This is a genomic window from Pseudomonas sp. GL-RE-26 (genome assembly GCF_019956275.1).
Taxonomy (GTDB): Bacteria; Pseudomonadota; Gammaproteobacteria; order Pseudomonadales; family Pseudomonadaceae; genus Aquipseudomonas; species Aquipseudomonas grandcourensis.
This window is the reverse complement of sequence record NZ_JAHBDI010000008.1, coordinates 1-26590: the sequence shown is the minus strand read 5'-3', so window position 1 is coordinate 26590 and position 26590 is coordinate 1. Positions and strand designations below refer to the sequence as shown.

Below are 26590 nucleotides of genomic sequence, written 5' to 3'. Positions count from 1 at the left end.
TGAAACCCTTGCCCATTTTTACTACGGCAGCACCAATCCGGGAGCGGGCCGAATCTGGATTTGGCTGTGGTGGTGATTGCGGGGGAGCTTTGATCGCGCAGAACAAGCATGGCAAACGAGAGGTTGCCGAACTGACTTGATGTCGAGTCGGCTCCATTCGCGAGCAATCCCGCTCCCACATTTAACCGGGTTGTTCCAGAAGGAACGCGGTCGAATGTGGGAGCGGGCTTGCTCGCGAAGAGGCCGGTACAGCCAGCTTCGATCTATCTATCAGTCAGTGACAATCCGCGAATGCTTGCGGGTGTCTTTCATGGTGACGTACACCAGCAACGACACGGCAATACACGCGGTCACGTACCAGTAGTAACCCGTTTCCATGCCGATGCTCTTGAACCACAACGCGATGTATTCAGCGGTGCCGCCGAAGATCGAGACGGTCAGTGCATACGGCAGGCCCACGCCCAGGGCGCGGATTTCGGTCGGGAACAGTTCGGCTTTTACCACCGCATTGATCGAGGTGTAGCCGCTGACGATGATCAGCGCCGCCATGATCAGGAAGAACGCGCCCCACCAGGTCTGGATGGTGTGCAGGGTGGTGAGGATCGGCACGGTGAACAGTGTCCCGAGGATGCCGAAGGCAATCAGGATCGGCCGGCGACCGATCTTGTCCGACAGCCCGCCGATGATCGGTTGCAGGCACATGAACAGGAACAGCGTGGCAGCGGAAATGGTGGTGGAGTCGGAGATGCTCATGCCGACGGTGTTCACCAGGTATTTCTGCATGTAGGTGGTGTAGGTGTAGAACGCCAGGGTACCGCCCATGGTCAGGCCGACCACGGTCATCAGTTCCTTGGGGTGACGCATCAAGGTGCGCATCGCGCTTTCCTTGGCTTTTTCTTTCTTGGTGAAGGACTCGGTCTCTTCCATACCGCGACGCAGGTACAACGCAACCACGGCACACAGCGCGCCGATGGCGAACGGGATGCGCCAGCCCCAGGCGTAGAGCTCCTCGGTGGTCAGGAAGTTCTGCAGGACAATCAGCACCGCCAAAGCGATGAGCTGGCCGGAGATCAGGGTCACGTACTGGAAGCTGGAGTAGAAACCGCGACGCTCCTTGGTTGCCATCTCGCTGAGGTAAGTGGCGGAGGTGCCGTATTCGCCACCCACCGACAGGCCTTGCAGCAAGCGCGCGAACACCAGCAGGATCGGCGCGCCGATGCCGATGACTTCATAGCTTGGGCTCAGCGCGATCAGCAGCGAGCCGAAGCACATCAGGTACACCGAGGCCATAAGGGCTTTTTTGCGCCCGACTTTGTCGGCATACAGACCCATCAGCCAGCCACCGATCGGACGCATCAGGAAGCCCACGGCGAAGATCGCGGCGGTGTTGAGCAGTTGGGCGGTGGTGTCGCCTTTGGGGAAGAAGGTCTTGGCGAAGTACAGGGAGAAGGCGGCGTAGACGTACCAGTCGTACCACTCGACCATGTTGCCGACAGAACCGCTGAAAATCGATTTGATGCGACTGGCGGTGGTTCTTTCTTTAGCCGGCGTGGCAGCCGACCCAAGGGGCAGGGCGTTGGAGTTATCCATTGAAGGATCCTTCATTTAATTGTTTTTGTGGAGCGCGATTAAACGCAGCCTGCCAGGGCTATAGCAGGAGCTGTGCCAACGGGGAGAGGGCCGGTTTAGAGGGGGGAGGGTGTTTCAGTGCGCGGAAATCCGCTCATATGCGGCGGGTGGTGAGCGGAAAATTGCTTATCGGGAGGAGGTGCATTGCCTTTGCCGGCCCCATCGCGAGCAATCTCGCTCACACAATGATCGGCGCACACAGATCCCCTGTGGGAGCGAGCTTGCTCGCGATGGGGCCAGAACGGGCACTGCGAAACTCAGTTTTCTTGCAGGAACATCTCTCGGCTCAACCCATGCCGCTGCATCTTTTCATTGAAGGTCCGGCGCGGCAGTTGCAGTTCTTCGAGCACCGCTTTCACATCGCCCTTGTGCCGGGTCAGTGCCGCACGCAGGCATTGCGCCTCGAACGCTTCCTGCTGAGCCGCCAGTGACTGGCCGGGCTCGATGCCCAAGGGCTCCGGCTCACCGAGCCCCAATACCTGACGCTCGGCGACGTTCGCCAGTTCGCGCACGTTGCCCGGCCAGTCGTGGCTCAACAGGTGACTCAACTGCGCGCCGCTCAACGGTGGAAATTTGCGTCCCAGGCGTTCGGCGGCGTTTTGGGCAAAGGATTCGAACAGCAAGGGTATGTCTTCGCGGCGTTCGCGCAAGGGTGGCAGGCGTAGTTCAGCGACGTTCAAACGATAAGCCAGGTCTTCACGAAAACGTCCGGCCCGCGCTTCGTCGAGCAGGTCCGGCTTGGTCGCGGCAATGATGCGCAAATCCACGCGGATGCTCTGGTTCGAGCCCAGCCGTTCAAGCTTTTGCTCCTGCAATACCCGCAGCAATTTCACTTGCTGGGCCAACGGCATGCTTTCGATTTCATCGAGAAACAGCGTGCCGCCGTCGGCGTACTCGAGTTTGCCGATGCGCTTGCCGGACGCCCCAGTGAACGCGCCGCTCTCGTGACCGAACAACTCGGCCTCGAACAATTGCTCGGGGATGGCGGCGCAGTTGAGTGCGACAAAGGGCTTGTCGGCCCGCGGCCCGAAGTCGTGCAGGCAACGCGCGACCAGTTCCTTGCCGCTACCGGTTTCGCCGCGAATCAGCACGTTGACCGGCAGTGCTGCCAGGTCCAAAACCTGTCGACGCAGGGTCTGCAAACCCCGGGACACGCCGAGCAGCGTGGCGTCCAGCTTGGCGCGGTTGTCCGCCTGCTCGTGCAACGCGCGGTTTTCCAGCACCAGCCGGCGTTTGTCGAGGGCGCGGCGCAGGCTGCCGAGCAGGGTTTCCGGGCTGAAGGGTTTTTCGAGGAAATCGTAGGCGCCGTCGCGCATGGCCTCGACGGCCATCGGCACATCGCCGTGACCGGTCAGCAGGATCACCGGCAAATCGGCATCCCGGCGTTGCACCTCGGCCAGCAGTTCCAGGCCGGTCATGCCGGGCATGCGCACGTCGCTGAGAATCACCCCGGCAAAATGCCTGGGCAACTGCGCCAGGCACTCGTCGGCGCGGCTGAACAACTGCACCTCGAAACCCGACAGGCTCAACCATTGCTCGACGGCACTGCGGATGCTGCTTTCGTCGTCGACCACGATCACTGAGTTCAGCATGGTTCATGCACCTCCAGGTCGATGGGCAAGGTCACGGTGAACACGGCGCCTTTGTCATGATTGTCGGCACTCAGGCGCCCGCCGGATTCGTGAACGATGGCAAAGGATACGGCCAAACCGATCCCCAGGCCGTCGCCCACCGGTTTGGTGGTGAAGAACGGATCGAAGACCTTGGACAGGTTCTCTTCGGCGATGCCGCCACCGTTGTCGATCACGCTCAGGCGCCACAATTGTTCGTCGGCTTCGAGGCGAATTTCCAGGCGTTTGCAGGGTTTATCCTGCATCGCATCGAGGGCATTGCGCAGCAGATTGATCAGTACCTGTTCCAGGCGGATCGCATCGCCACGCACCCAGGCCGGGCGGGTCAGGTGCAGCACGGTACTGACCTGTTCATCGCGCAGCCGGGTGTCGAGCAGTTGCAGCGACTGGTCCACCACCGCCGCAAGGTCCAGGCGTTCGCGCAAACCGCTGGGGCTTTTGCGGGCGAAGGTTTTCAGATGGCCGGTGAGGGCGGCCATACGCGTGAGCATTTCATCCACTGGTTTGAGCGCTTTGTAGGCGTCGTCGACCCGGCCGTGGTCGAGCAGCAGGCGCAAGGTCGCCAGCTGCATGCGCTGGGCGGTTAGCGGTTGATTGATCTCGTGAGCCAGCGCCGCCGACATTTGGCCAAGCGCGGCGAGTTTGGCCGATTGCACCAGGCCCTCCTGGGCGGTGCGCAGGTCGCGGGTACGCTCTTCTACAAGCTGCTCAAGTTCTTCGCGACTGCGCTGACGCAGTTTGGCCAGGCGCCAGCGCTGGTTGAGAAACAGCAGCAGGAACACCAGGGTCAGCCATAGCCCGGCTGCGGCGAGGGCGGCGTTTCGGCTGTCTTCGAAGGCGACTTGCGGGCGCCGCAGCAGGTGCAGGGTCCAGCCCTCGCTATTCAGTGGCAGGGATTCCCACAGGTAATCCGCCTTGCCGTCGGGGCCGTCGACCCGAGCCAGGTCACTGTTGTCGTCGAAGCGTCGCAACGATTGAAACTCAAGCGGCGTCAGCGGCTGCTTGTCGTACTGGCGGGTGGCCTTGAGTTCGGCATGATCACTGTCGCTCAGCGGCTTGAGCAGGCGATAGCGCCAGCCCGGCTGGTTGGCGATGAATATGATCCCGCGCGCGTCGCTGACCAACAGGGTGTCGCTGCCCTGGCGCCACTCGCGTTCCAGTTCGGGGAACTCCAGTTTCACCACCATGGCGCCGAGGAACTGGCTGTCGTCATCGCTGACCGCGCTGGAGAGGAAGTAGCCGGGAATTCCGCTGGTCACCCCCACGGCGTAAAAGCGCCCGGTGCCCTGGGTGCGGGTCTGGTTGAAATAGGGACGGAAACCGTAGTTGTGGCCGACATAACTGCTGGGCAAACGCCAGTTGCTCGCCGCTACGGCCAGACCGGTACGATCGAGCAGTTCAAGGGTCGAGGATTGAGCGGCGCCGTTGATCTTTTCCAGTTTGCGGTTTAGCGCATCCTGCTGCTCGGGACTCACCACCCCCTTGAGCGCCGAGCGCAGCTCCGGGTCCAGCGCCAGCACGGCGGGCAGGGCGCGGTAACGTTCGATCAGGGTATGCAGGGACGTGGCATACAGCGCCAGTTGTTGATTGGCGCGCGCCGCGTCTTCGACCATTGACTGGCGCACGGTGTGGCGCATGGCCAGGGTGGCGGCGATGGCGGCACCGGCAATGATCAATAAGGTGTAGAGCGCCAGGCGCAGGGGTCGGGAGGTCGTCAACATGCAGTGAACAACAGGCCAAAATGGGGGAAGGCACCATAGCATGCGAAGGGCGGTCTGCTCTCGCTGGAGTACAGTTATCCGGCCGAAAAAAAACCGGTCTGTCGTTGCCGACAAACCGGTTTTTTCAGCGGACATCAGTGCCGTTTATTGCACTTCTACCGCCAGGCTTTCACTGATCTTTTTCTGCCAGATGGCAGGACCTGTGATGTGTACCGACTCGCCCTTGCTGTCGACCGCAACGGTCACAGGCATGTCTTTTACGTCGAACTCGTAGATCGCTTCCATGCCCAGTTCGGCGAAAGCTACCACGCGGGATTTCTTGATCGCTTGCGCCACCAGGTAAGCCGCGCCGCCGACAGCCATCAGATAAACGGCTTTGTGGTCCTTGATCGCTTCGATCGCGGTAGGGCCGCGCTCGGATTTGCCGATCATGCCCAGCAGGCCGGTTTGCTCGAGGATCTGGCGGGTGAACTTGTCCATCCGCGTCGCGGTGGTAGGACCTGCGGGGCCAACCACTTCTTCGCGCACCGGATCAACCGGGCCGACGTAGTAGATGAAGCGACCCTTGAGGTCCACCGGCAGGGTTTCACCCTTGTTCAGCATCTCGACCATGCGCTTGTGCGCAGCGTCGCGACCGGTGAGCATCTTGCCGTTGAGCAGGACGGTTTCGCCCGGCTTCCAGCTCTGCACTTCTTCCGGGGTCAGGGTGTCGAGGTTGACGCGACGGGCCGACGGGCCGGCTTCCCAGACGATTTCCGGGTAGGCGTCCAAAGGTGGCGCTTCCTGGGCAACCGGGCCGGAACCGTCGAGCACAAAGTGCGTGTGACGGGTGGCAGCGCAGTTCGGGATCATGCACACCGGCAGCGAGGCTGCGTGGGTCGGGTAGTCCATGATCTTCACGTCGAGCACGGTGGTCAGGCCACCGAGACCCTGGGCGCCGATGCCCAGTTGGTTGACCTTCTCGAACAGTTCCAGGCGCATTTCTTCAATGCGGTTCTGCGGGCCACGGGCTTTGAGCTCGTGAATGTCGATGGATTCCATCAACACTTCCTTGGCCATCACTGCGGCTTTCTCGGCGGTGCCGCCGATGCCAATGCCGAGCATGCCTGGTGGGCACCAGCCGGCGCCCATTTCCGGGACGGTCTTCAGCACCCAGTCGACGATCGAGTCGGACGGGTTGAGCATGGCCATCTTCGACTTGTTCTCGGATCCACCGCCCTTGGCCGCCACGTCCACTTCCACGGTGTTACCCGGAACGATGGAGTAGTGGATGACTGCCGGGGTGTTGTCCTTGGTGTTCTTGCGAGCGCCCGCCGGGTCGGCGAGGATCGAAGCACGCAGGACGTTTTCCGGCAGGTTGTAGGCGCGACGTACGCCCTCGTTGATCATGTCGTCCACGCTCATGGTGGCGCCATCCCAACGCACGTCCATGCCCACGCGGACAAACACGGTCACGATGCCGGTGTCCTGGCAGATCGGACGATGGCCGGTGGCGCACATGCGCGAGTTGATCAGGATCTGTGCCATCGAGTCGCGGGCCGCTGGCGATTCTTCGCGCAGGTAGGCCTCGTGCATCGCCTGGATGAAATCCACGGGGTGGTAGTAGGAAATGAACTGCAGGGCGTCGGCAACGCTCTGAATCAGGTCGTCTTGCTTGATCACGGTCATGAGTCGCGCTCCTCTAAAAGACGGGAACATTCAATAAGGTGCTTGCAGCTTGGGTGCATCGGTCGGTTGCAAGCACCTTTCAAGGCACGCCGGGCAAGCTGGCGCGACGCTAAAAAGGCGCGGCAGTATACCGCGCCTCGCGCACAGGCACACGCGCCGGCAGTCAATCGTTGGTCGCATAGAAGCAGCTACAAGCGGCAAGTTTGAAGCTGCAAGAGGAGTGCGTGGCTTTTGTGGCGAGGGGGCTTGCCCCCGTTCGGTTGCGAAGCAGCCGCAAAACCGGTGAAAACAATCCGCCTGACACAACGACCTGTCTGTTACCGGGACTGCTTCGCAGTCCAACGGGGCGATGCGGCGGTCCGACAAGCCCCCTCGCCACAGGGTCGTGCAAGGCTCAGCCCGTCGATCCCGAAAATTGAATGGTCATTTATCGGTCACGCCACTAAAGTGATATGCGGTCTGTAGAGTAGGACGCTCTGTCAGTCTCCTTTCATCTGGTGAGTCAACGATTGACCCATAACGCCATCCAGCGCCTGTTGCTCAAACGTTTCGCCCTCGCGGCCGGCACCTATGCCCTGGCATTGCTGTTGCTGTGGCTGGCGTTTTTTACCGGTCACTACGATGCACCGCTTTCCAGTGTCGCCATCGGCAGCGCACTGGTGGTGATCAGCCAGGCCATCCTGTTCGCGGTGTTCTACAGTGGCTGCAACCTGCGCTTCGCCGACCCCAGTCTGACCGAGGCACAAGTGTTGCTGGGGCTGGGCTGGCAAACCTGGCTGATCGCCCATCTGGACGAAGCTCGGGGCGTGTTCCTGGTGTTTTACGTGCTGATCCTGCTGTTCGGCCTGTTCCATCTGTCACGCCGGTCTTTAGTACGATGCGCGCTGCTGGTGTTTTTCAGTTTCAGTGCGATCACGCTGTGGGAGGGCTACCACTTCCAGCTGCCTGACCCGGCCATGGCGGTGTTGCAGGTCTGTGTGCTGTTCATCGTGCTGGTGTGGCTGGTGCTGTATGCCCGCTATGTGCAGGCTTCGCGACAGCGTATGCGCCAGCGGCGTTTTGCCTTGCAGGCGCACCAGGACACGTTGCGCGGGATGATGCGCCAGCTCGAAGACCTGGTGGCCACCGACGAGCTCACGGGCCTGTTCAATCGCCGGCATTTCCTGCGCCTGGCTTCCCGCGAATTGAACGCCATGGACGCCGGTGTCGTGCATGGCCTGGCGCTGATTGACCTCGACCATTTCAAGCGCATCAACGACCTGCACGGCCATGCCGCCGGCGATCAGGTGCTGCAAGCCTTTGCCGGCGTTGCCAACGCGTGCCTGCGCGACGGCGATGTTCTGGCCCGCTACGGCGGCGAAGAGTTCGTGGTGCTGCTGCCCGATTGCGATGCCGCCAGTCTGACTTCGTGCTGCGAACGGCTGCGCATCGCATTTACCGATGTCGAGCTGATTGGTCTGAATGTGCGCAACCTCAGCCTGTCCGCCGGTATGACCCTGCTGGAGCTGGGCGACGACCTCGATGATGCCCTGCAACGGGCCGATCAGGCGCTCTATCGCGCCAAGCGTGACGGCCGCAACCGGTGCGCGGCAGCGTGGGAGAACGTCGATGCCTGAGCTGCGGGTCGGTGAGCGCCACTGGTCGGTGACGGCGGGCAGCAATCTGCTCGACGTGCTGAACCAGAACGGCGTGCCAGTGCCTTACAGTTGCCGCGCCGGCAGTTGCCATGCGTGCCTGGTGCAATGTGTGCGGGGGTTACCGAGCGACAGCCGCCCCGATGCCCTGAGTGCACAGCAGCGTGAACAGGGCTGGCGGCTGGCGTGCCAGTGCCAGGTGATCGAGGACTTGCAGGTGCACGCCTTCGACCCGCAAACCGATGGCCATCCGGCCGAAGTCGCAGCGATCGATTGGCTGAGTACCACGGTACTGCGCTTGCGGGTAATCCCCCAGCGACCGTTGCGCTACAGCGCCGGCCAGCATCTGGTGTTGTGGGCGGGCAGCGTGGCGCGCCCGTATTCTCTCGCCAGCCTGCCGCAGGAAGACCGTTTTCTGGAGTTTCATCTCGATTGCCGCAAGCCCGGGGAATTCAGCAATGCCGCCAGGCAATTGCGCATTGGCGATCCGATCCGTCTCGGCGAACTGCGCGGCGGTGCCTTGCATTACGACCCTGACTGGCACGCCCGGCCGTTGTGGTTGATGGCGGCCGGCACCGGGTTGGGGCCGTTGTTTGGTGTATTGCGCGAAGCGCTGCGTCAGGATCACCAGGGGGCCATCCGCGTCATCCACCTCGCCCATGATGCCGATGAGCACTACCTGGCCAAACCCCTGCAAGCCATGGCCGCCAGCCGTCCGAACCTGAGTGTCGAATTGTGGACCCCGGCCGAGTTGCCAGCGGCTTTGGCGCAACTGCGGCTTGTTTCCCGGCAAACCCTGGCCTTACTCTGCGGAGCCCCCGACAGTGTCGACGCCTTTGCCCGGCGCCTGTACCTGGCGGGATTGCCGCGCAATCAACTGCTGGCCGATGTGTTCCTGCCCCGTGGTTGAGCGCTGACTTTTCAGACGCGAGACCTGCCATGACCGATGCCATCGAAGTTGAACGCGAACGCGGCCTGTTGACCCTGCGCCTGAATCGCCCGGACAAGAAAAACGCCCTGACCCGCGCCATGTACAGCGACCTGGCCGAGGCGTTGAAACAGGCCGATAGCGACCCCGGGATCAACGCCGTGCTGATCACCGGTTCTGCCGAATGCTTCACCGCCGGCAACGACATCGCCGATTTCATCCAGCAACCGCCGAGCGGCCTCGACAGCCCGGTATTCCAGTTCATGCTCAACCTGCTCGAATGCCGCAAACCGGTGGTCGCCGCCGTGGCCGGAGCGGCGGTGGGCATTGGCACGACGATGTTGCTGCATTGCGACCTGGTCTACGTTAGCCGCGACGCACGCCTGCGCATGCCGTTCGTCAACCTTGGTCTATGCCCCGAGTTTGGTTCCAGCCTGATCCTGCCGCGCCTGCTCGGACAGGCCAAAGCGGCGGAGTTGTTGCTGCTCGGTGAAGGGTTCAATGGAGAACAGGCGGCCGCGTGGGGCATTGCGTCCGAAGCGCTGGGCAGTGGCGAAGAAGCTTTGGCCAAGGCGCGGGAGATGGCGCTGCGCTTCGAGTCGCTGCCGCCGGAAGCGGTGCGCATCAGCAAGCAATTGATGAAGGCGCCGGACCGGGAACTGTTGCGCAAGGTGATTGAGGAGGAGGGGGCGTTGTTTACCCAGCGGCTGCGTTCGCCGGAAGCGTTGGCGGCGTTGACGGGGTTTATCAAACGACACTGAGTCTTCGCTGACTGGGCCGGCCCATCGCGAGCCTGCTCGCGAAGGCGGCAGTTCAGCCAGTACAAATTCAAAATCAGAATGCAAAAAGCCCCGTCATTCACATGGCGGGGCTTTTGTTTTTCAGCGCTCTGTCACTCATTCATTGATGTAACTCGACGGTAGGAGCCCAGTTTACCGTTAGTCGGAACTGTCATTTCTATCAGCTAGTTCTCAGCAAGGGTAAAGACTTAAGTTTTGTACTCGCTAATTTTTACGTGCCAAGGAGTGTTATCAAATGAGCGAGTTAGAAATTCCAACAATTTTGAAACCTCGAGATGGAGCTACAACTACTGTAGATCCGGACATCGAAATCAAATGCACGCCGGGTGCCAAAGTGATGATTTACGGATTGTCGAGTTTGACTGAGTGCACAATCGGTAGTGATGGTTTGTGGAAAGGGCGGCCAGCTCGAAGTCTGGTGCCGAAAAAGCATACCTTCCATGCAGTGCATGTGACTGACGATGACAAATCGAAACCATCCCCCGATGTTACTTTCACGGCATCAAATCATTGAAGCAAAAAGCCCCGCCATTCACATGGCGGGGCTTTTGTTTTTCAGCAACCGGTCACTCAGACCATCGGGTCGCCAACGTGCAGGATCTTCATGCCGTTGGTGCCGCCGGTGGTGTGGTAGCTGTCGCCTTTGGTCAGGATGACCCAGTCGCCTTTCTGTACTACGCCGCGCTTGACCAGCTCGTCGATTGCCTTCTGGCTGACTTCGTTCGGCGCCAGCGAAGCCGGGTCGAACGGGATGGTGTACACGCCACGGAACATTGCCGCGCGAGCCTGGGCTTCGCGGTGTGGGGTGAACGCGTAGATCGGCACCGAGGAGCGAATGCGCGACATGATCAGCGGGGTGTAGCCACTTTCGGTCAGGGCAATGATCGCCTTCACGCCCGGGAAGTGGTTGGCGGTGTACATGGTCGCCAAGGCAATGCTCTCGTCGCAGCGGGCGAATTCCTTGCCGATGCGGTGGCTGGAGGTCTTGCTGGTCGGGTGCTTTTCGGCGCCGACGCAGATACGCGCCATGGCCTGAACGGCTTCCAGTGGGTACAGGCCAGCAGCACTTTCAGCCGAGAGCATTACGGCGTCGGTGTAGTCGAGCACGGCGTTGGCTACGTCGGACACTTCGGCGCGGGTCGGCATCGGGTTCTGGATCATCGACTCCATCATCTGGGTCGCGACGATCACTGCCTTGTTGTGGCGGCGTGCGTGCAGAATGATTTTCTTCTGGATGCCCACCAGCTCGGCGTCGCCGATTTCCACGCCCAGGTCACCACGGGCAACCATCACCGCGTCGGACGCCTTGATCAGGCCGTCGAGGGTTTCGTCGTCGGCCACGGCTTCGGCTCGTTCGATCTTCGCCACCAACCAGGCAGTACCGCCGGCTTCGTCGCGCAGCTGACGGGCGTATTCCATGTCGGCGGCGTCACGCGGGAAGGAGACCGCGAGGTAGTCGACTTCCATTTCCGCGGCGAGCTTGATGTCGGCCTTGTCTTTTTCAGTCAGGGCCGGAGCTGTCAGGCCGCCACCGCGACGGTTGATGCCTTTATGGTCGGACAGCGGGCCGCCGATGGTCACGGTGCAGTTCAGTTCGGTGGCCGTGGCGGTATCGACGCGCATCACCACGCGACCGTCGTCGAGCAGCAGCTCGTCGCCCACGCCGCAGTCCTTGACCAGGTCCGGGTAGTCGATGCCGACCACTTGCTGGTTGCCTTCGGTCAGAGGATGACTGGTGGAGAAGGTGAATTGATCACCGATCTTCAGCTCGATCTTCTTGTTGGCGAACTTGGCGATACGGATTTTCGGGCCTTGCAGGTCGCCCAGCAGGGCGACGAAGCGACCGTGCTTGGCGGCGAGCTCACGCACCAGCTTCGCGCGAGCCTTGTGCTCGTCGGGAGTGCCGTGGGAGAAGTTCAGGCGGGCGACGTCCAGGCCAGCCAGAATCAGCTGTTCGAGAACTTCCGGCGAGTTACTGGCCGGGCCAAGGGTGGCGACGATTTTGGTACGACGGACGGACATGCAAAGACTCCTGAGTTCAAGCGCTGAGTGAGGCTACTATGCTCCGAAGTTGTAGTCATTGTTCGTTTGCACTACTTATTTCTTTCTTTATTGAACCCTGCAACTTTGCGTCCCGGCAGCCTGAAGATTTCCGACCATGGGTCGATACAGCGTTCAAGACAGGAGATTTCCCCATGCGTTTCGTTCTCATTGCCGCCCTTGCCGTCAGCGCCCTCAGCGTCACCGGTTGTACCCGTTGGGCGATGAACCACCATTTGAATAACGCCTACAGTGCCTATGACCGGGGCAATTGCGAGCAGGTGATGCTCGAGCTGTCCAAGGTCGAACGCGACAGCCGCGCGCGGCCATATGTGTGGCCGGAAGTGTCGATGATGCGCGGCCTGTGCCTGGAGCGGCAGAAGATGTACATCGATGCGGTTCAAACCTATCAGTTCATCATGGCGTCCTACCCACAGAGCGAATATGCCTATCGCTCCCGTGCCCGCATCGAAACCCTGCAGAGCCTGGGCCACTACCCGACGCGCAGTGCCGCAGCGGCAAAACCGACGCAGTTCTGACGGCCGTAACCCTCTGATCGCTGACTCCCCTACGGTGGTGAGCTATAGTCCAGTGAACCGGTTTTAGAGCGTTGCCTCTGATGAACCGGGGCAACACCTGTGACCGGCACAAGCAGGACTCTGCGCTACAAGGACTGGCGCACCGGAAGCGGGGAGAGCGGGCAAGACTTATGCATACCCGTTCCGAAGCAGTAGTGCGGCTCTGCTTAAGGGCCTTGCATAGCGAAATTGCACATGTTCACCGACCGCCGAATCGAGCGGCATCAACTGCCGTACTTCCTGAAAGTGTTCAACGGCATCACCGGCAAACCCATCGGCTACCTGGGCAATGTCTCCGAAGACGGGCTGATGCTAATCAGCCAGTTGCCGATGATGATCGGCGCGGACTTCAACCTGCGCCTGAAAATTCCCGCCAGCGAGGGTGGCCTGCGGATCATCGACCTGCAGGCCTATTGCCTGTGGTGCCACGAAGACGCGACCCCCCGACATTACGACGCCGGATTCAGCCTGCAACGGGCGCCACCGGAATATGGGCAACTGGTGGAGGCATTGAAGCAGTACTTCAGCTTTCTGCCGTTGCCGGCTTCAGCCTGAAGAACAAAAGAGCGCTATCTGCAGCAATTCCGGGAATTCAGGTTTCCTCTAAGAGTTGCTGCAGCTTGCGACTTTTTGATCCCTTGATTTTTACAATCGTAGCTAGCACTCGCTAGCGATTGCCCACCTGCAAGAACTCCCGATGCAAGATCAGCATTGCCTGACGTCGTGACCTTTCGTCCAGTTACATTCGATAGATTCGAAATCTGGGTATTACAACGTTCTGTTTTATGCCGTTTTAATATTAATTACTGTCATTTTTGACAGTGGTTTTTCATTGTCTCAGTGAGCTATGTTTCGTGCGCAGTCTTTCATTTGATATTTTTTAGGAGATAGTGAAATGAGTGGCGAAAAAGAAGTTGTGGCGAAAAAACCAGGAACCTCGGAAACGGAAAAGCTTCCTGGGGTTTTTTGGGATGGCGTTGAGGTTTTAACTTATCACCATCAGCATGTGCGTGTTTCTGAGTTGAAGGGTGAAATTCGCTATCAATTTAAATTGAGTGGTTCTCGAGTGTTGTTGAGGACTGTGGATTATATGTTGACTACTAGGCCGACTGGGACGAACTGGAAAAGGGCAAATATAAATTTTGAGCTCAGAAGCCTTGATTCTCAACGTGTGAACTCCCCCGATACAATGCAGCAGGACACGCAGCGGCATCCATATAATGCAGAGGCTAGCGTCAACTTTTCAGCGGCGAACGGCGCGAGTTTCAGAGTTGGGGTTCAGTATGATGGAACTAACAATGATACCAGTGAGACAGACCACTGGGGGCCGTGGAGGGAAATAATTCCGCGGGGGTGAAGTGAGTCGGTACCATTTTTCCGATTAGTGCTTTTTGAGGTTTTAGAGGGTTTCAGTTGTTCAGAAATATAAGAGACAACTGATCATAACTCTGTAGTGGATGGCGGCATATACAAATTGTATCCTTAATCGTGTAGGCTGTGCGTATGCCTATGTGAAATGTGCTGCCATCAGTTTTTTTAATGTCTGGTCCATGTGGTCGTTAGATGGAAAGGAGTATTGCGTGGATGATCAGATGCATAATGTGATTAACTAATATTGTCGATTGTGATCGAATGACCGTGGGTGTTATTTTTAACGGATTTAGTGTCGTAGGTTAAAGCTTGAAAACGCTCATAGCGTTCCGTTTTTTTTCCAGCTTAGATAGCGCGTCAACATATCCATGCCCAATTCACGGGGCAGGGCGTCCAGTACCGATACCCCATGAGCGCTTAACCGCTCATGAAGTTCGGCCCGAGCATTCAAATAACTCACTGTGCCGCAATAGTCCAGTGCCTCGGGCAAGGTTTGCACCGGTGTTTCCCGCAAATTGTCGAGCACGTGTTCGCGCAGGCTGGCGACCAGCACCCGATGCTGTTGGTTCAGGCGTTGGACAGCCGTGAGCAGTTCATCATCATCCTCATCGCGCAGGTTGGTCATCAGAACCACCAGCGCCCGGCGTTTCTGCCGGGCGAGCAATTGAGTGATGGCGGCTTGATAGTCGGCGCGGTATTGGCTGCTGTTCAGGTCATAGACCGTGTTGAGTAGGACATTGAGCTGCCCGGTGCCTTTGACAGGGGCGAGGTAGCGCGGTCGTTCACTGGCGAACGTGCATAGGCCGACCGCGTCGCCCTCGCGTAACGCGACGTAACTTAGTAACAGGCAAGCATTGAGCGCGTGTTCGAAATGCGCCAACTCACCGTCGTGGCTGCGCATGCGGCGGCCGCAGTCGAGCATGAAAATGATTTGTTGGTCGCGTTCGTCCTGATACTCCCGGGCAATCGGTGTGCGTTGTCGAGCGGTGGCTTTCCAGTCGATCTGGCGCAGGCTGTCGCCCTCGCGAAATTCGCGCAATTGATGGAATTCCAGGCCCAGCCCCCGGCGTTGTTGCTGGCGCACGCCGAGTTGATTCAGCCAGTTATCCACAGCCAATAGTTGACCGCCGTAGAGGCGGGCGAAGTCGGGGTAGACGCGGGTGTGATCGGTCAGATTCAGCAAGCGTTTGTCGGACCACAGGCCCAATGGGCCGGGGAAGTTGACTTCGCAGTGCTCGAAGCTGAAATGACCGCGTTTGAGCGGACGCAGGCGATAAGCAATAAAGTTTTGCTGGCCGGGTTGCAGTGCCATCGTCAATGGCAGGTTTTCGAAGCACAGGCCCGACGGCACGTGGTCGAACACTTGTATGTCAAGCGGTTGTGGGAAGTCGAGTTCGACCGTCAATCGCACTTCGCTCCAGCGACCCAGCGCCAAGCTGCCGGGTATCTGTCGTGTAACGCGTGGGGAGGGCCGTTGTTTGAGGCGGATGGCGTCGAGCAGGGCCAGGGCCAGCAGCGCCAGCAGCAAGCCCCAGTTGATCCGCGACACATACGCCGGCAACGCGACATCCAGAGCCTGCAACGCGCCCAGCACGATGCTAATGGCCAGCAGTACACCCAACCAGAGCATCAGCAGGCGGGTTGGTTTCACAAGCGCGGCGCCGGCACTTGGTCGAGCATCTGCTGGAGCACCTGATCGACATCCAGGCCCTCGATGTCCAGCTCCGGCGCAATGCGCACGCGATGGCGCAGCACAGCCAGGGCGCAACCCTTGATGTCATCCGGAATCACGAACTCACTGCCGCGCAGCAGCGCACGGGCCCGGGCACATCGCACCAATGCGATGGATGCGCGTGGGCCGGCACCGAGGATCAAACCGGGCCAGTTGCGGGTGGAGCGGGCCAGGCGCACGGCGTAATCGAGCACCTGATCGTCCAGTGTCAGGTCGCTGGCGATGCGTTGCAGGGCCAGTACATCCCTGGCCTGCAACAACGTGCGCATCGGCTGGACATCAAGCATGTCGGCGCGAGTCGAGCGGCTGACCTGACGCACCATGTCCAGCTCTTGCCCGGCGTCGGGGTAATCCATGCGCACCTTGAGCATGAAACGGTCCAGTTCAGCCTCCGGCAAGGGGTACGTGCCTTCCTGTTCGATCGGGTTTTGCGTGGCGAGCACCATGAACGGTTGCGCAATCGGCAATGGCTGGCCTTCGAGGGTGACTTGCCGTTCCTGCATGGCTTCGAGCAGCGCGGCCTGGGTTTTCGCCGGAGCACGATTGATCTCGTCCGCCAGCAGCAGGTTGGTGAACAATGGCCCCTTGCGCAGTTTGAATTTCTCGGTCTGCAAGTCATACACGGCATGCCCGGTGACGTCGCTGGGCATCAGGTCAGGGGTGAACTGGATGCGCGCGAACTCACCGCCGAAGCAGCGGGCGAGGGCGCGTACCAACAGGGTCTTGCCCAAACCCGGCACGCCTTCGAGCAACACGTGGCCGCCGGCGATCAGTGCCGTCAGGACGTCGTCGATCACGCTGTCCTGGCCAATCACTGCTTTTTGCAGTTCCTTGCGTACGGCCTGGGCCAGATGGCCGGCACGCTGACGCTGTTGAGCTGCGTGGCTCGGTGCGTCGGGCTCGATCGGTTGACTCATAGGGCGTTCCTCAAGGATTGCAGGTGGGCGACCTGACGGCTGAATTCAACGCTGGAAAGCCGTTGTTTCGGTCGCGGGCTCATGGCCTGGCTGATGGCGCGTGTGGGTTGGCCGGTCAGGCGCGCGAGCACCAGCCATTGTTCGGCAACGCCGAGTTGTTCAAAACCGGGATGGCGGCGCCGCACGCGCCGCAGGATGTCTTGCTGCAAGGCTTGCAGCAGGCCGGCCTGACCGTTGCGGCGCAACAGGAAGTCGGCACTGGCACGCAGGTGCTCCTGCAATTGCCGGCGCGCTTTCGGCGCCGGTTCCAGCAGTGGCCCCTGACGCACGCCAAAGTGCCAGAAACCCAGGCCGATCAAGGCGAATAGCGCGACCAGCGCTTGGGGGAAGTAACGCAGCAACAAGGTCAGCAGGCTGTCGTGACCGATGTTGAATATCAGGGTCACGCGGGTGTCGGCGGTCAGGTACCAGAGTAGCCAGGCGTTGTCGTATCGGTCGATGGCCGGGGTTTTCCACAGGTCGGCATCGGTGACCACGATGATCGAACCGAGCCCGTGGTCGAGTTGCATCATGTGGGTGGCCCTGGCGCTGTTGGCCCAGGCCAGGGCGAGGTTTTTCGGGTCTTCGAGATGGAACGCGGTATCGAAACCGGCATAGGCCGGGGCGTCCTCGTCCTCCAGATAGAGCTTGGTCAGTAGCGGGTACGGATCTTCACCGACACCCGGCGGTGGGTCCTTGAGGTCTTTGCTCAGGGACTGGTGCAGTTCCACCCGGTCGAGCAGAAGGTCATTGCTATGGCCGAGTTTTTCATCCCACAGCGACTCGGCGACGAACAGAAGCCGCCCGCCGGCCCGAGTCCAGTTCATCAGCTGGTCGATCTGCCGTGGGGTCATGTTGCCGCGTTCCCCGAGCAACAGCAGGCTGTGTTGACGCGGGTCGAGGCTGGGCAGGATATCGAGGCCGTTGGCGTGGCCGACGTTCAGGCCCTGCTTGTGCAGGAACAACTCCGCCGCCAGATAAGGGTTGGCATTGGCTTCGGGGGAGGGACCGTGGTCGATTTCGGTCTGGTAGGGGGTCGCCTTGAGGTACAGAGAAACGCACAGAGCAGCCAGCAACACGGCAACCAACGCACCGGCTATCGAGCCCCAGCGCCGACTCAACGGACAGCCTCCGGGCCGAACAGAACACGCCAACCGTTACACAGTTCCTGCTGCACCTGAGCGGGCGGCAGGCGATGCCCGTAGGCCATGTTTTGCCAGTGCCCGGTCAGGTTTTGGCTATAGGCCAGTAAGGCCGGCTGCTGCAGTAGCTCGACACGCTGAAGCACCTGGCCCTCGGTGTCGGCGGACTTGAGCGCGATGTTGAAGTCGTGCAACAGACGGCTGAGCAGGGCGCGATAAAGCAAGCCGAGCGCTTCGCGCGGGTGGGCCTGCCAGAGGCTTTCGGCGTGGGCGGCGATGTCGGCGGGCAGGGACTCGGGCTTGAGATCCAGGCCGAACGCCTGCTGCGGTAACGGTCCCGTGGCTTTGTTGACGGGGATCGGTCGGCGGCTGACGAACGCCTGCAACCAGTCGCGATAGCGCCAGATCAACAGGCCGATGGCGCCAATGACGATGCCCCACAGCACGATTTCAATCAGGGTCGCCAATGCCCCGAAGCCTTGCCCCTCAAACAGTTTCAGCAGGGCCTTCAACCATTGCGGCGTCTTGCCATCGTCCACGGCTTCAGCACTCGGTTGCTCTTCGCCAAAGCGGTAGCGTGTCACCGTTTCCCGGTTCTTGAAGGGCGGCTGGTCAAGGATCGACTTGATGCTGTCCCTGGAGGCCTGGCTGGTCAGGGGTTGGCTCAGTAGGCGCGGGCTGTCGGGTGAAATGGCCGGTTCGGCGGCCCACGCGCTGTGGGTGGTCGGCACTAGCATAATCGCGGCCATCAACAAAACTGCGCCTGCACTGACGAGGCGTTGGCGCATTCGGCGGAACACCAGTTCGATATCCCAGGCCTCCAGTACGGTGCGCCGGTTCAGGTAAAGACTGAAACCGCAGGCGACATAGATCGGTTCCCAGACCACCAGCACCAGTGCATAAAAGGCGTTGGTCAGGTGTTCCAGCCAACGCCAGTCCTGGGTGGCCGCCGAGATCAGCGACTGCCAGCTCCAGTCGAGCGCGACCTGTTGTGGCAGCAGCAGATAGAACAACACCATCAAGCCGATCCACAACGTGCCTTCCAGGTGTGCGCCGATGATCGTCAGCCAGCGTGCGGCGCCGGCTTCTCGCTGCAACAGCACCTGTAGGCGCTGTTGCCGTTGCTGCCCGTTGAGTCCTTCGAGTTGCACCACTGGCATCAGGAAACTGCGGGGCAAACTCAGGCGTCGCCAGGTCAGGCTGGCCAGTAATTGTGGTTTGAGCCGGCGTGGCCATTGGTGCAGCGCCTGCTTGAGCGTGGGCGTTTCACCGAACATGGCCTGGGACAGGATGTATAAGGGCAGGCGTTCGAACGCCGGCTTCAGCCACCAGAAAATGAACACGGCGAGTGAAGGCGAATCCCAGAGGATCCAACTGAGCAGCGCGAAAACCGGCAAGGTGACCAAGGCCCAACTGGTCATCAACAAACGTCGATGGCGTTGGCTCAGGAGCACCCCGAGGTCCATGGCTTCCCAGGTCGAACGCGGGCGAATCACCACCGTGGCGTCACTCAGGCGCATGGCGGCGACGTCCGGCGAACACGAGATAAACCACCACCAGCAGCCAGAGCGCAGCGCCGACCAGATATTTGGTCTGGTGCGAAGGGCCGGTCATTGACGACCAATAGGCTTCGATAAACGCCGCAATCAACAGAAACAGCATGACCCCGCAAATCAGCAGTACGCTCTTGCGCGCCGCCAATCGCAAGGCCTCGGCCCGTGGCAGGCGCCCCGGGGCGACCAAGGCCCAGCCCAGCTTCAGACCGGCGGCTCCGGCCAGGGCGATGGCGCTGAGTTCGAAAGCGCCATGGCCGATCACGAATGACCAAAAGGTTTGCCCGTAGCCGACGTAGGTCAGGTGCCCGGCCACCGCCCCGATCATCAGGCCGTTGAAAATCAGGAAAAACACAGTGCCCAATCCAAACAGCAAACCGCTGGCGAAGGTCTGAAAGGCAATGCCGATGTTGTGCATGATGTAGTAGCCGAACATCGCCCAGTCCTCACTGGCGGCTCGTTCCGCCGTGCGTCCGAGGTGACCGGCAACGGGGTCGTACATGCTTTGCATCTCGCTGACCTGCTCGGCGGGGATCAGGTTGTAGATCAGCTCCGGGTACAGGTAAACCAGCAGCGCGAAACCGGCCAGGCTGCCAAAGAACATCAGGCTGGCGGCGAGGACAAAACGCCACTGTTCGCGCACCAGTCGTGGAAAGTCAGCCAGGATGAACGCCAGCACATTGGCCCCCAAACGGCTGCGATGACGGTAAAGCTGTTGGTGTCCGCGCAGCACTTGTTGCTGCAAGGTGTCGATCAGAAAACTGCTGTAGCCACGCTCCTGTGCCAGTGCCAGATGTTGGCAAAGGCGTCGGTAGTCCTTCGGGAAACTGCCGGCGTCGGTGGCCTTGGCGTCCCGCTCCAACTGTTCGAGCAGGTGGGCGAAATGGTCCCATTCGGCCTTGTGCCGGCTTTCAAAAAGGCTTTGCTTCATGTCGGCCCCAACAAGCCGCGGGCGATGCCGTTGATCTCGGTCACCGCCTGCGGGGGCTGGACTTGCAAGGGTTGGGCGAGAATGGAAGCCAGTTCATTGACCCGCGCTTCGGAGAGTTCACCTTGGCGCTCGGCAAACCCGAGGATGGCCCGTTGCTCGGTGAGTGTCAGGACAAAGGCCGGGCGGCGGGGCCGGGCTTCAGGGAGCTGGGGGCGGGTGTGCGGTCGTTCGCGGTAGATCACCAGGGTCCCGGCGGCGATATCGCCGAGGCGCTTGAAGTGTGGATGTTGCAGGCAACTGATGGCCCCTAGGAAGTAACCGAAAGGCAGCAGGTCGACAACGCGCAGCAGGTTGCGCAGCAGTGACGCGGACCAGCCGACCGGAGTGCCATCGTCGTGCACCACCCGCAAGCCCATCCATTGCTTGCCCGGCGAGCGGCCGTGGTTCAGCACCTCGAACAGCACCATGTACCACCAGCTCACCACGAAAAGCAGGATCGAGCCGAGCCCGGCTCCCAGTTTGCCGAGCATCGCCAGCACAATGAACAGCACGCCCAGGACCAGGCCGCGTAAACCAAGATCGATGGAGAATGCCAGCGCACGGACCATCAACCCGGCCGGGCGCAGTGGCAGATCGACGCCCTCCGGCGTTTCGACCTGGTACCGCGTATCCAGCGGCGGTGACAGCGGTGCATTCCCTGGCAGTGCTGTGGTCTCGAGCATGGGCAACCTGACGATGTGGCCTGGATCGGGATTGTGTATCCATTCGATGCTAGCAGCCTATGCGGGGGGAAACGACATAACTATGTATTGCATGGTGAGTCGCGCAAGGTGCTTGAATGACAAGACTACTGGCCGGGGCGGGAGGTGAACGCCTAGACTTTGCCGATCTTCAGTTCAGGAATCGCCCGTGACCTCCATCTTCTGGTACGACTACGAAACCACTGGCATCAACCCCCGTTGCGATCGTCCGTTGCAAATGGCCGGCCTGCGCACTGACTTCGATCTCAATGAAATCGACGAGCCGGTCAATCTTTACTGCCAGCCCAGTGATGACATCCTGCCGCATCCGGCTGCCTGCACGATCACAGGGATCACCCCCGGGCAACTGCAGGCGCTAGGCTTGAGCGAAGCCGATTTCATGACCCGGGTGCATGCCCAACTCGCGGCGCCCGGTACCTGTGGCGCGGGGTATAACACCTTGCGTTTCGATGACGAGATGACCCGCTACAGCCTGTACCGAAACTTTTTCGACCCCTATGCGCGGGAGTGGCAGGGCGGCAACAGCCGCTGGGACCTGATCGATGTGGTGCGCGCCGCCTATGCCTTGCGCCCCGATGGCCTGGTCTGGCCGACCGATGACGAGGGGCGGGTCACGCTCAAGCTCGAATGCCTGACCGCTGCCAATGGCATCGATCATGGCAATGCCCACGAAGCGCTGTCGGACGTTCGCGCAACGATCGCCCTGGCGCGCCTGATACGGGAAAAACAACCGAAGTTGTACGACTGGCTGTTTCAACTGCGCAGCAAACAGAAAGTCATGGACCAGATTCGCCTGCTGCAACCGTTGGTACATGTTTCGGGGCGTTTCTCGGCCGCGCGCAACTATGTGGGGGTGGTGTTGCCGCTGGCCTGGCATCCACGCAACAAGAACGCCCTGATTGTCTGTGACCTGCACCTCGATCCCCAGGGCCTGCTCGACCTGGATGCCGAAAGTTTGCGCCAGCGCTTGTATACCCGCCGCGACGAACTGGCCGAAGGCGAGTTGCCGGTACCGTTGAAGCTGATTCACATCAACAAGTGCCCGGTAGTGGCACCGTTGTCGGTACTTCGCCAGGAAGATCAGCAGCGTCTGGGGCTGGATATGGCGCTGTATCAGCAGAGGGTGTCGCAGCTCAAAGACGCTCGGAAAGTTTGGCAGGATAAAATCCTGGCGATTTATGCCCGCGAAGACTTTTCCCGGAGCGAGGATCCTGAGCAGCAGTTATACGATGGCTTTATCGGTGATCGGGATCGGCGATTGTGTGAACAAGTCAGGACCGTTGACCCGATGCAATTGGCACAAGAACAGTGGCCTTTCGATGACGAACGTTTGCCTGAATTGCTGTTTCGATATCGCGCACGCAACTTTCCCGACACGTTGAGTTCCGAAGAGCAAGAACGCTGGCGAATATTCTGTCAGAAACGTTTGTCAGACCCTGAATGGGGTGCACCCAATACCCTTGAAAGTTTTGTAGAAGCCGCGGCCCAATTGAGCGTTAGTGCTACTGCGTTTCAGCAGGGGGTGCTCAGTGAGTGGCAGGATTATGTCCAGGGACTGCGCCAGCGTTTGCGTCTTTGAAATCGAACATGCCAGGGCTTAAATGCCGCGCATAAAAAAAACGCCAGCATTTGCTGGCGTTATTTTTTGTCACGGATCCATCTGCGACAAGCTCTGAGGCTTAGCCCAGCAGGGTAGCCCAGCCTTCCACCACGTCACCGCCCCACTTGGCTTTCCACTCTTTCAGAGTCTTGTGGTTGCCACCTTTGGTTTCGATGACTTCACCGTTGTGCGGGTTTTTGTATTGTTTAACTTTGCGAGCACGCTTGGTGCCGGTAGTTTTCACTGCACCGCCGCGTGGTGCCTTGGTTTTGGATTCTGGATCCAGCAGCGCGATGATGTCACGCAGGGACTTGGAGTATTCGCCCATCAGGGTGCGCAGTTTGCCTTCGAATTCCAGCTCGGTTTGCAGTTTGTCGTCTTGGGACAGGTTCTTCAAACGGGCTTGCAGCTCTTTGATAGCTTCTTCGGTGGCGCGATATTCGTTGATCAAGGACATGGTGACTACCTTATGTTGTACGCTGGATGGCAGGTGACAGTGCGGCAATAATAGTCACGGTGTTTCATCAAGTAAACATTTAAGGCAAGTTTATTTAATTTAATTGCCGGGGTTTTGGCGCGCAATGGTAGTGCAGTTATTAGTGTGGTCCCGGTCTGTCAGATATACATAAATTAACAATTGGCCGGTAGCGCAAGAGCATCTGTGCAAGCAGGCACTGCTGGTGTCCGCCCTGCCGCCCTGACCTTCCGGCAGGGTGAAACGTCAACAATACTGCAGTTTTGCTGCGCAATCGCTAGAATGACGGCCTTTGCGAAGTTCTGGAGTTTCCCCCTCATGCGCACTTTTCGTCTGGTGATTTCTTGCCCGGACCGTGTTGGCATCGTTGCCAAAGTCAGTAACTTTCTGGCATCACACAACGGCTGGATCACTGAAGCGAGCCATCACTCGGACAATCTCAGTGGCTGGTTCTTCATGCGTCACGAAATCCGTGCCGACTCCCTACCATTTGGTATCGAAGCGTTTCGTGAAGCCTTTGCCCCGATCGCCGAAGAGTTCTCGATGGACTGGCGCATCACCGATACCGAGCAAAAGAAGCGCGTGGTCCTGATGGCCAGCCGCGAGTCGCACTGCCTGGCCGACTTGCTGCACCGCTGGCACAGCGATGAACTGGACTGCGAAATTTCCTGTGTGATTTCCAACCATGATGACTTGCGCAGCATGGTGGAGTGGCACGGTATTCCGTACTACCACGTCCCGGTCAATCCGCAGGACAAGGAGCCAGCCTTCGCCGAGGTTTCGCGCCTGGTCAAACAGCACGACGCCGAAGTGGTGGTGCTTGCCCGCTACATGCAGATCCTGCCGCCCGAGTTGTGCAGCGAATACGCGCACAAGGTCATCAACATTCACCACAGCTTCCTGCCGTCGTTCGTCGGTGCCAAGCCGTACCACCAGGCCTCCCTGCGTGGCGTTAAGCTGATTGGCGCGACTTGCCACTATGTGACCGAAGAGCTGGATGCCGGCCCGATCATCGAGCAGGACGTGGTGCGCGTCAGCCACAGCGACAGCATCGAAGACATGGTGCGTTTCGGCCGTGATGTCGAGAAAATGGTGCTGGCCCGTGGCTTGCGTTATCACCTGGAAGACCGCGTGCTGGTGCACGGCAACAAGACCGTCGTCTTCTGACAGACCTGCGGCACAGTTGAAATTCGAAGGGCCTGGGCGTTCAATCGCTTCAGGCCCTTCGCCGTTTCTGCACCGAGGACATGACCATGGCCGATCCACTGGACAAAGCCACCGCCAAGGCTCCCGCCACGCTGGGCGAGGGTTGCCTGAGCCGCTACGACCCGGATGACATGGGGCCTGAAACCGGTACTGAGTTTCCTGACGCCGCGCAATTGTGGGAACAGTTGCAGCAAGAGCCCGAGGACAAACCTGAGCCTGCCTGAGTTTCATCAACCTCATCAGCAGCGACCGACGAGCAACAGCAGTCCGCGAGTCATGCGGCACGGCTCATACGGTCGTTTTGCAGCGCCAGCCAGTGGGCCTTGGTCATTGGCACTCGTCCGTTGTCGAGCAGGCGCTCAAGGGTTTGCAGCCAGTATCGGCGTGAGAGCTCATGGCGCATGTCCACCGGGTGCAGGCCCAGGCGAATCACCGGGGCGTGCTGCCAGCGCTGTTCCCGCCAGTCGCTGACGAGCTTCGATACGCCCCGGCGCAAGGCACTGCGCGCGCTCCAGACCAGCCCCGGCGCCTCGATCGCGATGAAATCCGGTAGCCGGTACAAATGTCGCGAGTCGCTGGTGTAACTCAACGGCAATTGGCGCAGTGCCTGGCGAGTGCCTTGGCTCATCAGCCAGGCCGGGGCGACGAACCCCTCCAGCGGCCAGTCATGCCGGTGGAACATCTCGATACCCGAACGCAGGCGGGCGAGGGCGGTTTCTTGCGACAAACAGTAAAACTCGCCTTCGTGGGTGTAGACCCGACGTATGAACCAGTCGCGAGGATTGCGGGTCATCGGCCCGTCGTCGCAATGGAAATAGCCATGCAGTGCCAGTTCGTCGCCCAAGGCGACCCTGGCACTGAGCTGGCGGCAAAATTGCGGATGGGCGTCCAGATTGTTGTGTTTGTGCAAATCCGGGATCACCAGCCAGGTGATCGGCACGCTACCCAAGGCGTCGACGGCTTTGACGAACGGCTGGTAATCGGCCCAGGTGGGTGGTGCCACGTCGTGCAGTACCAGAAGTAAAGCGGGACTGTTCATGGTCTCAACCATTGGCTGTCAGCGGCCATTGGCTGCCGAGCACGGCGTGATAGTGCTGCAGCAGGCTGTTGACCACCGTATCCCAGGCGTAATGCCTTTCGACATGTAATCGCGCTTGTCGGCCCAGCGCTACGCTGCCCGAACCGAACAGCTCTCGAACGGCAGTGGCCATTGCGGCGGGGTTGTTCGGTGCGCAGAGCACGCCACAGTCATTGGTGACGATTTCCTCGAAGGCCCCGGCCGCCACGGCCACCACCGGTATACCGCTGGCCATGGCTTCGAGTAACACCAGGCCGAAGGTTTCCTGATCGCCAGCGTGGAGCAATGCGTCGGCGCTGGCCATCAGGCGGGCAACTTGTACGGCCGGGCAGAATTCGTCGATCACTGTCACGTTGGACGGCACGGCCGTGGGCATCGACGAGCCAACCAGCAGCAGGTGATAGCGTCGGCCCAGGCGTTTCATGCAGTCGAGCAACACCGGCAGGTTTTTTTCCTTGGAACCGCGCCCGGCGAAGATCAAGAGGCGGGCGTTTTCGTCCAGGCCCAGTTCGGCCCGCAGCCCGGGGTCTCTGGCATCGGGATTGAAAGTTTGCAGGTCGACGCCCAACGGCTGCACGAAGACATTCCTGACCCCAAGTCCGGTAAGTTTGTCGGCCATGATCCGACTGGGCGCCAGGACCCGGTCGAAGTTGCCATAGAGCTTGCTGACATAGGCCTCGACATTGTTGGTCACCCAATGGCCCATGCGGTTGCTGACCAGTAGCGGCAGGTCCGAGTGATAAAAGCCGATGACCGGTACATCGAGTTGCCGCCGTGCATCCAGCGCCGCCCAGGCGGTGAGATAGGGGTCGCCGACTTCGATCAGATCGGGTTGCAAGTCTTTCAGGACATTGCGCCAGGGCGCCAGACGCAGAGGAAAGCGATAGCCCTTGCCGAAGGGCAGGGCAGGGGCGGGAACAGTGAAGATGCCATCCTGCTCGCTCAAGGACGATCCGGGGATCAGCAAACTATGGCGAATGCCCGGCTTGATGCCCAGGCGACGGTGCTTCGCATCCAGATAAGTGCGCACGCCACCGCTGGCAGGGGCGTAGAACATGGTGATGTCCGCGATATGCACGATGAACGATCCTCCGGTCCCGGTACTCCTTTGGTTGACCTATATGAAGGATAGATGTTCGGTTGGGGGTTGTGCGGG

Annotated in this window: 24 protein-coding genes; 10 read left to right on the top strand and 14 right to left on the bottom strand. The window is 60.1% G+C overall.

The features are described from left to right. Positions 1 to 270: 270 nt before the first annotated feature. The 4 genes from KGB07_RS05715 to KGB07_RS05700 all read right to left on the bottom strand — a co-directional run bounded on the left by KGB07_RS05715 (position 271) and on the right by KGB07_RS05700 (position 6649). Positions 271 to 1590, bottom strand: coding sequence for an MFS transporter (locus KGB07_RS05715; RefSeq protein ID WP_046042168.1), 1320 nt, complete (start codon positions 1588 to 1590; stop codon positions 271 to 273). A gap of 296 nt (positions 1591 to 1886) precedes the next feature. Next, a complete protein-coding gene (locus KGB07_RS05710) occupies positions 1887 to 3221 on the bottom strand; it encodes a sigma-54-dependent transcriptional regulator (RefSeq protein WP_046042169.1) in 1335 nt (444 codons plus the stop codon). After that, positions 3215 to 4981, bottom strand: coding sequence for an ATP-binding protein (locus KGB07_RS05705; RefSeq protein ID WP_046042170.1), 1767 nt, complete (start codon positions 4979 to 4981; stop codon positions 3215 to 3217). Before KGB07_RS05705 ends, KGB07_RS05710 begins: the two co-directional genes overlap by 7 nt. A gap of 144 nt (positions 4982 to 5125) precedes the next feature. Further along, complete coding sequence (locus tag KGB07_RS05700) at positions 5126 to 6649, bottom strand: fumarate hydratase (protein WP_046042171.1); 1524 nt, start codon at positions 6647 to 6649, stop codon at positions 5126 to 5128. A gap of 509 nt (positions 6650 to 7158) precedes the next feature. On the opposite strand from KGB07_RS05700, the gene KGB07_RS05695 reads away from it, so the two are divergent. The 4 genes from KGB07_RS05695 to KGB07_RS05680 all read left to right on the top strand — a co-directional run bounded on the left by KGB07_RS05695 (position 7159) and on the right by KGB07_RS05680 (position 10525). Continuing rightward, positions 7159 to 8265 carry a GGDEF domain-containing protein gene (locus tag KGB07_RS05695; RefSeq protein ID WP_046042172.1) on the top strand — a complete coding sequence of 369 codons (1107 nt, stop codon included), beginning with the start codon at positions 7159 to 7161 and terminating at the stop codon, positions 8263 to 8265. Then, positions 8258 to 9193: an iron-sulfur-binding ferredoxin reductase gene (locus KGB07_RS05690; protein ID WP_046042173.1), complete on the top strand. Its 936-nt coding sequence runs from the start codon at positions 8258 to 8260 to the stop codon at positions 9191 to 9193. Before KGB07_RS05695 ends, KGB07_RS05690 begins: the two co-directional genes overlap by 8 nt. A 29-nt stretch (positions 9194 to 9222) precedes the next feature. Beyond that, positions 9223 to 9972 carry an enoyl-CoA hydratase-related protein gene (locus KGB07_RS05685; protein ID WP_046042174.1) on the top strand — a complete coding sequence of 250 codons (750 nt, stop codon included), beginning with the start codon at positions 9223 to 9225 and terminating at the stop codon, positions 9970 to 9972. A 274-nt stretch (positions 9973 to 10246) separates the two neighbouring features. Beyond that, positions 10247 to 10525 (top strand): hypothetical protein, encoded by a 279-nt coding sequence (locus tag KGB07_RS05680; protein WP_155292762.1) that lies wholly within the window; start codon positions 10247 to 10249, stop codon positions 10523 to 10525. Between the two features lie 56 nt (positions 10526 to 10581). On the opposite strand, the gene pyk is transcribed toward KGB07_RS05680, so the two are convergent. Further along, complete coding sequence (gene pyk / locus KGB07_RS05675) at positions 10582 to 12033, bottom strand: pyruvate kinase (RefSeq protein ID WP_046042175.1); 1452 nt, start codon at positions 12031 to 12033, stop codon at positions 10582 to 10584. Between the two features lie 173 nt (positions 12034 to 12206). Here pyk and KGB07_RS05670 point away from each other — a divergent pair, with 173 nt between their 5' ends. The 3 genes from KGB07_RS05670 (at position 12207) to KGB07_RS05660 (ending at position 13986) form a co-directional block, all read left to right on the top strand. Further along, positions 12207 to 12590, top strand: coding sequence for a tetratricopeptide repeat protein (locus tag KGB07_RS05670; protein ID WP_046042176.1), 384 nt, complete (start codon positions 12207 to 12209; stop codon positions 12588 to 12590). 234 nt (positions 12591 to 12824) lie between these two features. Next, positions 12825 to 13184 (top strand): PilZ domain-containing protein, encoded by a 360-nt coding sequence (locus tag KGB07_RS05665; protein ID WP_223464880.1) that lies wholly within the window; start codon positions 12825 to 12827, stop codon positions 13182 to 13184. A 340-nt stretch (positions 13185 to 13524) separates the two neighbouring features. Next, complete coding sequence (locus KGB07_RS05660; RefSeq protein ID WP_223464879.1) at positions 13525 to 13986, top strand: hypothetical protein; 462 nt, start codon at positions 13525 to 13527, stop codon at positions 13984 to 13986. A 333-nt stretch (positions 13987 to 14319) separates the two neighbouring features. Here the strand turns inward: KGB07_RS05660 and KGB07_RS05655 are convergent, their stop codons facing one another. From KGB07_RS05655 to KGB07_RS05630, 6 genes are read right to left on the bottom strand one after another with little or no spacing between them, the layout of a single operon-like run. Further along, positions 14320 to 15651, bottom strand: a complete 1332-nt coding sequence (locus KGB07_RS05655) for a DUF58 domain-containing protein (protein ID WP_223464878.1) — start codon at positions 15649 to 15651, stop codon at positions 14320 to 14322. After that, positions 15648 to 16649, bottom strand: a complete 1002-nt coding sequence (locus KGB07_RS05650) for an AAA family ATPase (RefSeq protein ID WP_223464877.1) — start codon at positions 16647 to 16649, stop codon at positions 15648 to 15650. Before KGB07_RS05650 ends, KGB07_RS05655 begins: the two co-directional genes overlap by 4 nt. Further along, positions 16646 to 17809 (bottom strand): DUF4350 domain-containing protein, encoded by a 1164-nt coding sequence (locus tag KGB07_RS05645; protein WP_223464876.1) that lies wholly within the window; start codon positions 17807 to 17809, stop codon positions 16646 to 16648. Before KGB07_RS05645 ends, KGB07_RS05650 begins: the two co-directional genes overlap by 4 nt. Then, on the bottom strand, positions 17806 to 19350 hold the full coding sequence (locus tag KGB07_RS05640) for a DUF4129 domain-containing protein (protein ID WP_223464875.1): 1545 nt from the start codon (positions 19348 to 19350) through the stop codon (positions 17806 to 17808). The genes KGB07_RS05645 and KGB07_RS05640 overlap by 4 nt, the downstream gene beginning before the upstream one ends. Continuing rightward, a complete protein-coding gene (locus KGB07_RS05635) occupies positions 19337 to 20314 on the bottom strand; it encodes a stage II sporulation protein M (protein ID WP_223464874.1) in 978 nt (325 codons plus the stop codon). Before KGB07_RS05635 ends, KGB07_RS05640 begins: the two co-directional genes overlap by 14 nt. Continuing rightward, on the bottom strand, positions 20311 to 21036 hold the full coding sequence (locus tag KGB07_RS05630) for an RDD family protein (RefSeq protein WP_046042185.1): 726 nt from the start codon (positions 21034 to 21036) through the stop codon (positions 20311 to 20313). Before KGB07_RS05630 ends, KGB07_RS05635 begins: the two co-directional genes overlap by 4 nt. A gap of 187 nt (positions 21037 to 21223) precedes the next feature. On the opposite strand from KGB07_RS05630, the gene sbcB reads away from it, so the two are divergent. Beyond that, positions 21224 to 22654: an exodeoxyribonuclease I gene (sbcB, locus tag KGB07_RS05625; RefSeq protein ID WP_223464872.1), complete on the top strand. Its 1431-nt coding sequence runs from the start codon at positions 21224 to 21226 to the stop codon at positions 22652 to 22654. Positions 22655 to 22754: 100 nt separating this feature from the next. Here the strand turns inward: sbcB and mvaT are convergent, their stop codons facing one another. After that, entirely contained in the window at positions 22755 to 23132 is a 378-nt protein-coding gene (gene mvaT / locus KGB07_RS05620; RefSeq protein WP_007933316.1) for a histone-like nucleoid-structuring protein MvaT, read from the bottom strand. A gap of 336 nt (positions 23133 to 23468) precedes the next feature. Here mvaT and purU point away from each other — a divergent pair, with 336 nt between their 5' ends. Both purU and KGB07_RS05610 read left to right on the top strand, forming a co-directional pair. Then, the gene (purU, locus tag KGB07_RS05615) at positions 23469 to 24317 is read left to right on the top strand and encodes a formyltetrahydrofolate deformylase (RefSeq protein ID WP_223464871.1); all 849 of its coding nucleotides are present in this window, start codon (positions 23469 to 23471) and stop codon (positions 24315 to 24317) included. An 86-nt stretch (positions 24318 to 24403) separates the two neighbouring features. Then, entirely contained in the window at positions 24404 to 24580 is a 177-nt protein-coding gene (locus KGB07_RS05610) for a hypothetical protein (RefSeq protein ID WP_185754818.1), read from the top strand. Positions 24581 to 24630: 50 nt separating this feature from the next. On the opposite strand, the gene KGB07_RS05605 is transcribed toward KGB07_RS05610, so the two are convergent. Continuing rightward, entirely contained in the window at positions 24631 to 25407 is a 777-nt protein-coding gene (locus tag KGB07_RS05605; protein ID WP_223464870.1) for a DUF2334 domain-containing protein, read from the bottom strand. After that, entirely contained in the window at positions 25400 to 26512 is a 1113-nt protein-coding gene (locus KGB07_RS05600) for a glycosyltransferase family 4 protein (protein ID WP_046042190.1), read from the bottom strand. The genes KGB07_RS05605 and KGB07_RS05600 overlap by 8 nt, the downstream gene beginning before the upstream one ends. Positions 26513 to 26590 lie beyond the last annotated feature (78 nt).

Coding starts and splice junctions, on each gene's coding strand:
- KGB07_RS05715 (WP_046042168.1), bottom strand. CDS start 1,590: ATGGATAACTCCAACGCCCTGCCCCTTGGGTCGGCTGCCACGCCGGCT.
- KGB07_RS05710 (WP_046042169.1), bottom strand. CDS start 3,221: ATGCTGAACTCAGTGATCGTGGTCGACGACGAAAGCAGCATCCGCAGT.
- KGB07_RS05705 (WP_046042170.1), bottom strand. CDS start 4,981: ATGTTGACGACCTCCCGACCCCTGCGCCTGGCGCTCTACACCTTATTG.
- KGB07_RS05700 (WP_046042171.1), bottom strand. CDS start 6,649: ATGACCGTGATCAAGCAAGACGACCTGATTCAGAGCGTTGCCGACGCC.
- KGB07_RS05690 (WP_046042173.1), top strand. CDS start 8,258: ATGCCTGAGCTGCGGGTCGGTGAGCGCCACTGGTCGGTGACGGCGGGC.
- KGB07_RS05685 (WP_046042174.1), top strand. CDS start 9,223: ATGACCGATGCCATCGAAGTTGAACGCGAACGCGGCCTGTTGACCCTG.
- KGB07_RS05680 (WP_155292762.1), top strand. CDS start 10,247: ATGAGCGAGTTAGAAATTCCAACAATTTTGAAACCTCGAGATGGAGCT.
- pyk (WP_046042175.1), bottom strand. CDS start 12,033: ATGTCCGTCCGTCGTACCAAAATCGTCGCCACCCTTGGCCCGGCCAGT.
- KGB07_RS05670 (WP_046042176.1), top strand. CDS start 12,207: ATGCGTTTCGTTCTCATTGCCGCCCTTGCCGTCAGCGCCCTCAGCGTC.
- KGB07_RS05665 (WP_223464880.1), top strand. CDS start 12,825: ATGTTCACCGACCGCCGAATCGAGCGGCATCAACTGCCGTACTTCCTG.
- KGB07_RS05660 (WP_223464879.1), top strand. CDS start 13,525: ATGAGTGGCGAAAAAGAAGTTGTGGCGAAAAAACCAGGAACCTCGGAA.
- KGB07_RS05650 (WP_223464877.1), bottom strand. CDS start 16,649: ATGAGTCAACCGATCGAGCCCGACGCACCGAGCCACGCAGCTCAACAG.
- KGB07_RS05640 (WP_223464875.1), bottom strand. CDS start 19,350: ATGCGCCTGAGTGACGCCACGGTGGTGATTCGCCCGCGTTCGACCTGG.
- KGB07_RS05635 (WP_223464874.1), bottom strand. CDS start 20,314: ATGAAGCAAAGCCTTTTTGAAAGCCGGCACAAGGCCGAATGGGACCAT.
- KGB07_RS05630 (WP_046042185.1), bottom strand. CDS start 21,036: ATGCTCGAGACCACAGCACTGCCAGGGAATGCACCGCTGTCACCGCCG.
- mvaT (WP_007933316.1), bottom strand. CDS start 23,132: ATGTCCTTGATCAACGAATATCGCGCCACCGAAGAAGCTATCAAAGAG.
- purU (WP_223464871.1), top strand. CDS start 23,469: ATGCGCACTTTTCGTCTGGTGATTTCTTGCCCGGACCGTGTTGGCATC.
- KGB07_RS05610 (WP_185754818.1), top strand. CDS start 24,404: ATGGCCGATCCACTGGACAAAGCCACCGCCAAGGCTCCCGCCACGCTG.
- KGB07_RS05605 (WP_223464870.1), bottom strand. CDS start 25,407: ATGGTTGAGACCATGAACAGTCCCGCTTTACTTCTGGTACTGCACGAC.